General features: G+C 65.7%; 11 protein-coding genes. 1 reads left to right on the top strand and 10 read right to left on the bottom strand.

The annotated features are described in order from the left end of the window. Position 1 precedes the first annotated feature (1 nt). A complete protein-coding gene (cysS, locus tag SF06_RS11250) occupies positions 2 to 1,387 on the top strand; it encodes a cysteine--tRNA ligase (RefSeq protein WP_039561473.1) in 1,386 nt (461 codons plus the stop codon). A 344-nt stretch (positions 1,388 to 1,731) separates the two neighbouring features. Here the strand turns inward: cysS and SF06_RS11245 are convergent, their stop codons facing one another. The 10 genes from SF06_RS11245 to SF06_RS11200 all read right to left on the bottom strand — a co-directional run bounded on the left by SF06_RS11245 (position 1,732) and on the right by SF06_RS11200 (position 9,884). Then, positions 1,732 to 2,907 (bottom strand): Arm DNA-binding domain-containing protein, encoded by a 1,176-nt coding sequence (locus SF06_RS11245; RefSeq protein WP_039561472.1) that lies wholly within the window; start codon positions 2,905 to 2,907, stop codon positions 1,732 to 1,734. Positions 2,908 to 3,007: 100 nt separating this feature from the next. Next, positions 3,008 to 3,388, bottom strand: coding sequence for a hypothetical protein (locus tag SF06_RS19040; RefSeq protein ID WP_065365682.1), 381 nt, complete (start codon positions 3,386 to 3,388; stop codon positions 3,008 to 3,010). 170 nt (positions 3,389 to 3,558) lie between these two features. Beyond that, the gene (locus SF06_RS11235; protein WP_052199796.1) at positions 3,559 to 3,756 is read right to left on the bottom strand and encodes a hypothetical protein; all 198 of its coding nucleotides are present in this window, start codon (positions 3,754 to 3,756) and stop codon (positions 3,559 to 3,561) included. 2 nt (positions 3,757 to 3,758) lie between these two features. Next, a complete protein-coding gene (locus SF06_RS11230; RefSeq protein WP_081993427.1) occupies positions 3,759 to 4,835 on the bottom strand; it encodes a phosphoadenosine phosphosulfate reductase domain-containing protein in 1,077 nt (358 codons plus the stop codon). Further along, positions 4,832 to 5,086 carry a hypothetical protein gene (locus tag SF06_RS11225; protein WP_052199795.1) on the bottom strand — a complete coding sequence of 85 codons (255 nt, stop codon included), beginning with the start codon at positions 5,084 to 5,086 and terminating at the stop codon, positions 4,832 to 4,834. The genes SF06_RS11230 and SF06_RS11225 overlap by 4 nt, the downstream gene beginning before the upstream one ends. Positions 5,087 to 5,160: 74 nt before the next feature. Next, a complete protein-coding gene (locus SF06_RS11220; RefSeq protein WP_039561469.1) occupies positions 5,161 to 6,096 on the bottom strand; it encodes a hypothetical protein in 936 nt (311 codons plus the stop codon). 179 nt (positions 6,097 to 6,275) lie between these two features. Continuing rightward, positions 6,276 to 6,614, bottom strand: a complete 339-nt coding sequence (locus SF06_RS11215; RefSeq protein WP_039561468.1) for a DUF7673 family protein — start codon at positions 6,612 to 6,614, stop codon at positions 6,276 to 6,278. Between the two features lie 50 nt (positions 6,615 to 6,664). Beyond that, positions 6,665 to 6,880, bottom strand: a complete 216-nt coding sequence (locus tag SF06_RS11210) for a hypothetical protein (RefSeq protein WP_039561466.1) — start codon at positions 6,878 to 6,880, stop codon at positions 6,665 to 6,667. A gap of 47 nt (positions 6,881 to 6,927) precedes the next feature. After that, positions 6,928 to 9,657 (bottom strand): toprim domain-containing protein, encoded by a 2,730-nt coding sequence (locus tag SF06_RS11205; RefSeq protein WP_039561464.1) that lies wholly within the window; start codon positions 9,655 to 9,657, stop codon positions 6,928 to 6,930. Further along, complete coding sequence (locus SF06_RS11200) at positions 9,654 to 9,884, bottom strand: hypothetical protein (protein ID WP_039561462.1); 231 nt, start codon at positions 9,882 to 9,884, stop codon at positions 9,654 to 9,656. Before SF06_RS11200 ends, SF06_RS11205 begins: the two co-directional genes overlap by 4 nt. Positions 9,885 to 9,895: the final 11 nt, after the last annotated feature.

The following is a 9,895-nucleotide window of genomic DNA, read 5'->3' as shown; positions in this document are numbered from 1 at the left end:
TATGGCGTTATCGATCTACAACACCCTGAGCAAGACCAAGGAGCCGTTCAAGCCGCTGGTCGACAACCAGGTGCGCATGTACGTGTGCGGCATGACGGTCTATGACTTCTGTCACATCGGCCACGCCCGGGTGATGGTGGCTTTCGACGTGGTGGCCCGCTGGCTGCGCCACCGTGGCTACGACCTGACCTATGTGCGCAACATCACCGACATCGACGACAAGATCATCCGTCGGGCCAACGAGAACGGCGAGCCGTTCGAGGCGCTGGTCGAGCGCATGATCGCGGCGATGCATGAGGATGAAGCGCGCCTCGGCGTGCAGCGCCCGGATCTCGAGCCGCGGGCGACCCGGCACATCGACGGCATGTTCGCGATGATCCAGACGCTGATCGATAAAGGCTATGCCTACGCACCGGGCAATGGCGACGTGTACTACCGGGTCGGCAAGTTCGAGGGTTACGGCAAGCTGTCGCGCCGCAAGATCGAAGACCTGAAAATTGGCGCGCGCATCGAGGTGGACGAGGCCAAGGAGGATCCGTTGGATTTCGTGCTGTGGAAGGGCGCCAAGCCCGGCGAGCCGAGCTGGCAATCGCCGTGGGGTGCGGGGCGCCCTGGCTGGCATATCGAATGCTCGGTGATGTCCACCTGCTGTCTGGGTGACACCTTCGATATCCACGGCGGTGGTCCGGATCTGGTGTTCCCGCATCACGAAAACGAGATCGCCCAGAGTGAGGCGGCGACCGGCAAGCCCTACGCAAATGCCTGGATGCATGCCGGTGCAGTGCGTGTGGATGGCGAGAAGATGTCCAAGAGCCTGGGCAATTTCTTCACCATCCGTGAGGTGCTGGAGAAGTATCACCCGGAAGTGGTGCGTTACCTGCTGGTGTCCAGCCACTACCGCAGCCCGATCAACTACTCCGAAGATAGCCTGCGCGAGGCCAAGGGTGCTCTGGAGCGTTTCTATAACGGCCTGAAGGGGCTTCCGGATGTACAGCCGGCGGGCGGCGAGGAATTTGTTGCACGCTTCACAGCGGCGATGGACGATGACTTCAACTCGCCGGAAGCCTGCTCGGTCCTGTTCGAGATGATCCGCGAAGTCAACCGTCTGCGTGAAAACAACCTGAATGCTGCTGGCGCGTTGGCTGCTCGCCTTCGGGAGCTGGCCGGTTTGCTAGGGGTGCTGCAGCTGGAGCCGGACGCCTTCCTGCAGGCTGGCGCCGAAGGAAAGGTGGATGGTGCCGAGGTGGAAGCGCTGATCGCCGCCCGCCTGCAGGCTCGCGCCGAGAAGAACTGGGCCGAATCGGACCGTATCCGCGATCAGCTCACCGCCATGGGTGTGGTCCTGGAGGATGGCAAGGGCGGCACCACCTGGCGTCTGGCTGAGTAACTCGCCGCTGCAATGCAAAAGGCCGCTCTCGTGAGCGGCCTTTTTATGTCATACACAAAGCGGGCCTCGGCGGAGGTGCCCGGCAGTAATTCAGTTATCAGAGGAGGGTGCCCGGTCAGCCTGATTCTTAGGCTTTGGGCAAGTGCTGCGAAAGGAGATGGTGCGGACGGAGAGACTCGAACCCTCCGCGCTTCGTTCCTAAGACACTGATTTTCAAAGACATTTTTAAGAACCGTCGCCGCTGGGAACGAATATGGGAACAGCGCCTGCCCGGGCGGTGCCGAGCGGGCATGAAAAAGGCGGCCAGACCGGGTGGTCGTGGCCGCCTTATGGACAGGGCAGGGTTACAGCTGCAGGGCGTGTTCCAGGATGCCGGCGAAGTCCGGGCCGTCCTCGCTGATCCACTTGCCGTAGTGCTTGCGGATCATGTCCGTGGACGTGTGGCCCATCTGGTCGGCGATCCACTCCAGCGGCACCGCGCCGGTGCTCAGCGACTGGCTGGCGAAGGTGTGCCGGCAGTTGTTCGGGCCGCGATAGCGCACGCCAGCGGCCTTGAGATGCGGCCGCCACCAGCCCTTGAGCAGCATGTCCGAGCTGGTGTGCGCCGCGCCGGTGCTGCTGTTGTGGAACACGAACCGCAGCTGCCGCACCCGCACCGTCTTGTTGTCGCGCTCGGTCACCGGTACCGCCACCGGCGGCAGGTCGCGGGTGTACGGCGCCTGCGCCTGCAGCGCCTCCCGCGCCGGGCGCAGCAGCTTCACCTCGCGAACGGAGCGACGCGTCTTGGTGGCCTTGTAGTGCCCGCGCACCTGCGAGCGCTGCAGCCGCACGATGCCGGCCTCCAGATCCACCACGTCCTCCCAGGCCAGCGCAATCGCCTCGGAGACGCGAGGCCCCGCCCAGATCATGAACTGCGCCAGGTTGCGTTCCTGCCCGCGCTCGGTTGGCGTGCCCAGGATCGCCGCGATTTCGCGCCGGTCAAACGGATCGGGATCGTCCGGGTCTGGCAGCAGTACCCGTAGCCCCTCGGTGGGATCGTGCGCCACGCGGTTGCGCATCCGATACAGCAGAAAGATCTGCCGCAGCAGCCCGACGATCTCCCGCACCGTCTTGTTGTGCAGCACCGGCATCAGCTCGGTCTGAACCCACACCTGCAGGTCCAGGTGGTCGATGCGATCCGCCTGGAATGCGCCCCAGCGCGGCCGGATATACCGCTCGGCGCGGCCCTTGTAGACGCGGAAACCCGAGGGGGCCAGCTCGTTGCGCTTGATGCCCAGCCACAGGTCGATGTAATGCCCCAGGGTGTTGGACGCGACGCGGGGCGACTCGGGGAAATGCCGCGCGTAGCTGAATGTCCCGTGCCGGATCTCATGGTTGATCAGCCCCACCAGCCGCTCGGCATGGGCCAGATTTTGCGGCGTTGCCGCGCCGGGAACGGGCTCGCGGCACAGCTCGCCCTGGTAGCGGAAGTACACGCGGACGGAGTTGCCGCGCACTTCGACGCCTTCGTATTTGCTCATGGAAACAGCCCGAAAAAGAAGGGTGGGGAGTCTATGCCCCACGGAAAAAGGCGCCCCGAGGGGCGCCCTAGAACCAGGCGGCGCGCTTTCTAGCGCAGTCTCACAAACACATCGGCGCCTGGTCGCGCCCCTCGAACTCCAGATCCACCCGTTCCCAGGTCGACAGCGGTTCGCGCATCGTTCGCTGCCAGCCGGCTTCGGCCTGGCCGAGCGCGGCCTCCTCGTCCGCGGTCAGCTGCAGCGGTGCCGAGCGGTCGGCGCGGCGCAGCATGGCTAGGGCGTTGAGGTAGGCACGCCGATCGCTCGGCGTGCTGCTGGTGAACACCGGGCCATGGCCGGGCTTGGTGAAGCGCAGGTGGCCGCCTCGGGTCAGGCTGATCTGCCAGCCGTGGTCGGCGGCATAGATCAGCAGCTCCCAGACCCCCTTCCCGCAGCGGCGGGAGAGGGAGGCCATTTCCACGGGCTTGTGATGGCTGGTCATTGCAGGCACCCCCGTACCAGTTGCCAGTCGGCGTCGCTGATCGCGCCCAGGGCCCGGGCCATTTCGGCCAGGGCCTGCACGCGGGCGCGCTGCTCCGGGGTGCGCTGTGACACAGCGCGGCGCCCAGCAGGGCGGTGGCGCGAGCGGCCGCAGGGATTGCAGCGTGCTGATTAACCACGGCGAGCCTCCTTGCTCAGGCGGCGCACCGCTTCCTGCTCGGCCATGATCGCCGCCCAGGTGGCGTCCTTGCGCTTCTGGCGCAGCTTGCTGCAGCGGGCATGCTTGCCGGTGGAACGGGCGTTGCCGCAGATGTCGCAGATATGGGGCAGGTCCAGCCGCTTGCTGGCCATCGGGGGACGGGTGCGCATGTTCATGCCTCCACCACTTGGGCCATACCAGCCGGCGGCGGCAGCTCATCGCACAGTCCATAGGCGCTTGAGCATGCACCGGCATCCTCCTCGCCATCGCTGGCGATCAGGTCATACTGAAGCCCGCCGCGTGTGGTGCGGGACCACTCGACGGCCTGGCGGATGTTGGCGATGTCCACGATCTGTGCGGCGGACATTTCCTTGATGGAACCCTGCTGATGCTTGGCATTGGCGCCTGCGAAGAAAGTTGCGCCGCCGCGCTTGCTGGCATGGCGCACCAGATCCTCCCAGCGCTCGATCCGGTCAATGTGCTCAGGCCAGCGGGCGGCAATTTCGCGCAGTTCTGATTTGCGGCAGTTGATGCACGGCATGCAGCCGACACGGCTGGCTCCCAGCATGTAGAGCGGATTGGGCTTGATGCCCATGTAGCGATGGGCCTCGAAGACGGCAGCCACGTCCCATTTCAAGATGGGCCGATAGTTGTAAAGCCCCTCGCCCACATAGTCGCACTCTGGCAGGTACCGACGGGTCAATGACTCGTCACGGCGAACGCCTTGCCAGGACAGAATCATGTTCTGGCCGTCCATAAGCGGGAGCATGACCTGCTCAACGATCACGTTGCGTTTCAGTTCCTCAGTGCAGAACTGTGCTTTACGGCTGGGGAATCGGCCCTTCCAGAGGCAAAGGTCCAGGAATGGAACGCCAGTTGGTTGAAGCACTTCCAGGGCCGCATCGACAGTGGCATCGCTGATGCCCTGCTCGCGCCACTTGGTATCGATGAACTGCCGTTTACGTGCGATCTGTTGGGTGAAGTCGGCGCGGCGGCGTTCGATCGTCACGCCAGTGGCCTGTTCCAGATAATCAACGTATTCCAACGTCAGCTCGTGCTCATTGCCGGTGTCCGCGAAAACCCCGCGCAGGTTCGGCGCATCCTGAGCTATGGCGAGCGCTAGGGTGGCGGTGCTGTCCTTGCCGCCCGAGACGCTGACGATGTTGTGCTGATCGCCGGCCAGTTCGTTGGTAGGGCTCCAGGGCCAGTTTTCGGCTTTGATTGGTTCGTGACTGACCAAAGCGTTCATACCCCCACCCCCGGATGCACGAACAGCGATTGCTGATTGCCGAGCAGGTCCGGCTGTTCCTGGAGCAATGCTGTGTCCAGCCCGAGCTTGGTGCAAACCGCCTCGGCGGCCTGGCGGGCGCCGATGGTGTTGCTGGCCGAGCATTTGAGGCCGATTGCCCTGGCCACGTAGGTGCCGGTGGTGAACCGAGCGATGATTTCCACGGAGCCGGCTGTGTTAGCCTTGGCGCCGCTTACCTTGGGTTGATTCATGGTGTTTCTCCTTGGGTAGGTTCGGCGTCGGGGAGTTGCCGCTCCCCGCGCCACTTCTCTCGAATGCCTGCCGATTACGCGACCACGTAGCCGGCGGGCGTTTTTCGTATGGCCCCGCGCTCAAGTGCGAGACCGAATGCCGCCACCGCGCGGCTGTTGCCGATGCGCAATGCTTTGGCGAAGTCGCGGGTGCCGTAGCGCGTTCCCGGCTCCAGCTTCCCGACGATGGCCAGCAATTCACCGAGCAGCGCGTTTTCGCTGTGCTCGCCGGCGTCTTCCTCGGCGTGCTCCTGCGCCGGTTCCTGTCGTTGCGGAACAGGCCCGGCCGTGCGCAGAGCCGCGAAAATCAGCGCGGGAACGATCTCCAGCGCCGCCGCGAAACCCAGGCAGAGGAGGGTGGCCAGTTGCGCCGGCAGGCTGGCCGCCTTGGCCGGCTGCGAGCGCAGCGCGGTCAGCTCGCGGGAGCTGGCCTCCAGCCGAGCCCGGGCCTGTTCCCGCTGATCATCCAGCCGGCGCAGGGCCGAGGTCTCCAGCAGCAGCGCCTTGCTGACCATGCCGCGCTCGCGCATGGCCGCCGCCTGTTCCTGGACGGAACGGGCTTCGGCATCCAACGCGGTCAGGCGGGCCTGATCGGCACGGCGGGCGGCCTCGATGTCGGTGATGCGCTGCTCCTGGATCGCCTGGTGCTGGGCACGACCGGCGAGCATCGAGGACATCAGCCGGTCATAGGTCGCCCAGCCCGACACGCCACCGAGGATCAGGGCGCAGACCATCATCAGCACCGCGCTGCCGTGGCGCCCCACGGCGAGCAGCCCCAGGGCCAGCGGCCAGGCCGCGTACTTGATCAGGTCCAGGACCACCGCCGCGCCGGCGAACAGCCCGGCCAGCAGGCGGTCCTCGATCAGCGCAAGCATGGCCAGGCAGACCGATACGGCCGTCACGCCACACAGGGCAACGGCCATCAGGGTCAGCAGCTGGGCCATGTGGGCGCCAATGGGTTGGGTGTGCATGGTTGGCTCCTCAGCGCGCAAACAGCATCAGCAGATCGGGCACGTAGTTGGCCGCTGTCACCAGCGCACCCAGGCCGAGGCCCTGGGCGATCCAGCCGGTGAATCGGTTCAGCAGTCGGTTCATGGTGTTTCTCCTTGGGTAGGGTCCGCCCCGGAGTTGCCGCTCCAGGGCGTGACGGTCAATGGCAGCGCTTGCGCAGCTGGTCCCACACGGCCCAGCCGCCCTTGACGTACTCGTGCACCTCGCGCTCGCCGAGGCGGTCCAGCTGCAGCACGGCCAGGCAGTCGGCATACAGCTCGCTGTCCAGGCCGCGCAGCTCGGTGAGGTCGAAGGGGTAGGCCTGGCCGTTCCACAGGCCGAGCAGGAAGCGGCCGATCACCCGGCTCTGGCCGGTGTCGTTCAGGCTGATGGGGACCAGGCGATTCAGCGCTTGTATCCCCTCCTGACGGCGGCGCGGGCGGTGGGATTGCTCGGCGAATACCTTGTTCAGGGCTTCCTGGATTTGCGGGTTCAACATGGTGCTTCTCCTTGGGTAGTTGGGCCGGGCGTTGCCGCGCCCGGTGGGTTTCAGCTGATGCGGATCTGGGTGCCGTCTTCATGCAGGACGATCAGGTGCACGTCCTCCAGTCGGTACTGGCCACCGTACCCGCCCTGCACCACGTAGCCGTCGCACTCCGGGGCGAGGGTTACCGGGAAGGGATAGGGGCCAGTCTCGCGTTGCCGCTGCGCCTGGTGGGCGTACCGGCTGGTCTTGCGGATCTCGGCGTAGAGCTGTTGGGGCATGGTGCTTCTCCTTGGGTAGTTGGGCCGGGCGTTGCCGCGCCTGGGGTTCACTTTTTGAACACCCAGCACTTCACCGTGGTGCAGCGCTGGTTGAGGGGGTTCTTCAGGTTCCAGTGCGCGCGCACGGCGCTGTCCACGCTCTTGTTGGCCTCGATCAGCTTGTGGCGGCGGCTCTCGCGCAGCAGGTCGCGCAGGGTGTTCACGTCGGCCAGCTTCTGGCGGTGCTCGGCGGCGCGCTCGCAGAACTCGTTGAGGTTGATGGCGATCAGCTCGTCCTTCTTGCTGTGGTTCACCATCGGGCCGTCGCCGAGCGATTCCAGGTACTCGTACACCTCCCAGAACTCGGCCACCTGTGGGTGGTCGGCGTTGATCGCCGCCTGCCGCTCCAGGGCCATGCCCATCAGGGTCTGCTGCACGCTGGCCAGCTGGTGGTCGGTGAGGGGCACGATCAGGCGCAGGGCGTCCACCAGGGCCATCATCTGCGCGTGGTTCTTGATGATTCGCTCCACGCGGATCTGCTGCAGGCCGCGCAGGGTCGTCTCGTGGACCTTCACCCGCTCGCGGAACAGCTCCAGGACGGCGCCTTCCTTCTTCACCGCCATCAGCAGGAAGTGCGACACCTCGCGGGCGCTCAGGTGGTTGAGGTTGTCCGCCGCCGCGCGACTGGTGCTGGTGACCTCCGGGCGCACGAAATGCAGCTTCACGATCCGCGTCATGATCGCCTCGGAGGCCTGCACCGCCGCGTTCTGGCTCATCACCAGCGTGCCCCGGAAGGGCGGCTCGTGGGTCTCGTTGCCGGCGGTCTTCACGCCGGTCACGCCCAGCGAGCCGCCGTTGAACATGGGCTTGAACTCGTCCCAGTCGAACGCCTTGCCGTGGCCGCTGCCGGCCACGTCGCTGCGGTCGGCTTCCAGCATCACCAGCGGCATGCCGCTCACCTGGGCGAGCCAGCGGCGCAGACCGGCCTTGGACATCTTCGAGGGGTCCTTGCCTTCCTCGTCCGGGCGGCCGAACAGCTTCCACAGGAACATCAGCAGGGTGGACTTACCCGCGCCGGCCTCGCCGGTCACTTCCAGGAACGGGAAGGACTGGAACTCCGCGCGGATCTGCTCGGCGAACAGCGAGCCAAACCAGAAGGCCAGCGCGATGACGCCCTTGGGGCCGAAACAGGTCCACAGCCAGTCCAGCCACTCGCGGCGGTAGCCTTCATCGGACACGGCCAGCTCCAGGCGAATCGACTTCTGCAGCGTCTTGAGGCGCAGCTTGCCGAACTCGAAGTAATCCTCGTCGTTGGCCTTCTCGACGATGCCGCCGCGCACGGCCAGGTCGCCAAACACATAGGCGCCGTGGTTCTTGCTGTAGCCGATGAAGTCGATGGTTTCGACGGATTTAATGTTGTTGAGCTGCTCTTTCATGATGCGATCCAACTGGCCTCCTGAGCCGGTGAAAATCGCGCCCTTCCCGGCGTGGGCCAGGCGCTTCTTGAATTCGCTGGCCGCGACGACCTGGCCGGCAGTGAATGCACTGCGCTCGGTGGTGTCGTTGGGCAGATCAATGCGGAAGTAGAACCAGGCCTCGTCGGTGACCTCGTTGCGCAGGTAATAGAGGGCCTGGAAGGAACAGTTGGCGATCTCCACCACCGCGCCGCACTGGCGCAGGGCCTTGTCACGCAACTGGCGGTCTGTGAGGGAACGGTCCTCGGAATGGTCGCTGTCGCGCAGTGTCTGCACGGCCTTGTTCAGCTTCTCCAGGTCGAGCTTCCACCAGTACAGGCGGCGCTCGTACACGAAATGAAATTCATGGTGTTCCCGCCATTCGTACATCAGCGCGCCCTTTTCGGCGGCGCTCTCAGCCAGCAGCAGTGCGCCGTGGTGACGGGCCTCCTTGAGGTCGCGCTCGATCTGCTCGGTGCGCTTTTCGGCGTCGTCGATGAACTGCCAGCGCTGGTGCAGGTCGTTCCAGTCCGCCTTGCGGTCGCGCTGCGGGATCTGCGCCGCCTCGCAGCGGAAACCCAGCTCGCGGGCCAGTCGGGCGTGCTTGCGGGTGTAGCGATGGGCTCCCGGCTCGTTGTCCAGCGCCCAGACCAGCTTCGGCAGCTTCTGGCCGGCGTCGGCCCGTTGCCGCACCAGGGCCTTGAGCGATTCCTCCGGGTAGTAGGCGCTGCTCATGGCCGACACGGCGGCGATGCCGTGGTGGAGCAGGGCGATGCAGTCGAAGATCCCCTCGACGATCCACAGCTCGTCCACGGCCAGCAGATCCACGCTGGGCGGGCACCACCAGTAGCCGCGCGGGCTCTGGCCGGGGGCGAAGCGGGCCTTCATCTTGCCGAAGCGGTGCGGCCGGTCGATCAGCCGCTCCCAGTAGCCGCCGTGCTCCAGGGCGAAGCGCACCGTGGCGCTGCCGGCACTGGTCTGGCGGTCCCAGTAGTTCTCCTGGGTGAACCAGCCGCCGATCAGGCCCAGGTCGAAGCCGCGGGCGAACTGCAGGTAGGCCATGGCGGTGGCCTTCGGGTCCTGCTCGGTGGACGGGGCGCGCTTGCTCCAGTCGTCGAACAGGTCCTCGTAGATTTCCTTGACGTGCCACTGCTGGCCGCAATTCTTCTCGCGGCCGCACTTGATGAACCAGGGCTCGTCCTGGCGGGAATACAGCTCGCGCTTGCCGCAGGCCGGGCATTCACCCTTGCGCAGGTAGTGGGTGCCAGTGACGGGGCGCAGGCCGTAGTCGCTCTCCAGGCGGCGCAGCACCTCGGCGCGGATCTCGCGGTCCATGCTCTTCATGCCCGCACCTGCTTGCGCAGCTCGCGCGCCGTGCGGTTCAAGCCGGCGATGTAGGGGTGGTCGCGCAGCACGGCCGGGCCGCGCATGCCTTCCGGCACCTTGCGGTAGCGGTCGGAGTACCACACCTCGGTCATGGCCAGTTCGTACTGGCGCACCACCCAGGCCAGGTAGGCCTCGGCCTGGGTGGGCGAGAGCTGGATTGAAACGGTGATTTGCGTACTGCTCATGGGTTGCACCT

Source organism: Pseudomonas flexibilis (genome assembly GCF_000802425.1).
GTDB classification, from domain to species: domain Bacteria; phylum Pseudomonadota; class Gammaproteobacteria; order Pseudomonadales; family Pseudomonadaceae; genus Serpens; species Serpens flexibilis.
The sequence above is the reverse complement of the archived record's forward strand: the minus strand, read 5'-3'. Positions and strand labels throughout refer to the sequence as shown.

Bases quoted from the DNA above. Each gene is read 5' to 3' on its own strand.
- cysS (WP_039561473.1), top strand. From the start codon at position 2: ATGGCGTTATCGATCTACAACACCCTGAGCAAGACCAAGGAGCCGTTC.
- SF06_RS11245 (WP_039561472.1), bottom strand. From the start codon at position 2,907: ATGAGCAAATACGAAGGCGTCGAAGTGCGCGGCAACTCCGTCCGCGTG.
- SF06_RS19040 (WP_065365682.1), bottom strand. From the start codon at position 3,388: ATGACCAGCCATCACAAGCCCGTGGAAATGGCCTCCCTCTCCCGCCGC.
- SF06_RS11235 (WP_052199796.1), bottom strand. From the start codon at position 3,756: ATGCGCACCCGTCCCCCGATGGCCAGCAAGCGGCTGGACCTGCCCCAT.
- SF06_RS11230 (WP_081993427.1), bottom strand. From the start codon at position 4,835: ATGAACGCTTTGGTCAGTCACGAACCAATCAAAGCCGAAAACTGGCCC.
- SF06_RS11225 (WP_052199795.1), bottom strand. From the start codon at position 5,086: ATGAATCAACCCAAGGTAAGCGGCGCCAAGGCTAACACAGCCGGCTCC.
- SF06_RS11220 (WP_039561469.1), bottom strand. From the start codon at position 6,096: ATGCACACCCAACCCATTGGCGCCCACATGGCCCAGCTGCTGACCCTG.
- SF06_RS11215 (WP_039561468.1), bottom strand. From the start codon at position 6,614: ATGTTGAACCCGCAAATCCAGGAAGCCCTGAACAAGGTATTCGCCGAG.
- SF06_RS11210 (WP_039561466.1), bottom strand. From the start codon at position 6,880: ATGCCCCAACAGCTCTACGCCGAGATCCGCAAGACCAGCCGGTACGCC.
- SF06_RS11205 (WP_039561464.1), bottom strand. From the start codon at position 9,657: ATGAAGAGCATGGACCGCGAGATCCGCGCCGAGGTGCTGCGCCGCCTG.
- SF06_RS11200 (WP_039561462.1), bottom strand. From the start codon at position 9,884: ATGAGCAGTACGCAAATCACCGTTTCAATCCAGCTCTCGCCCACCCAG.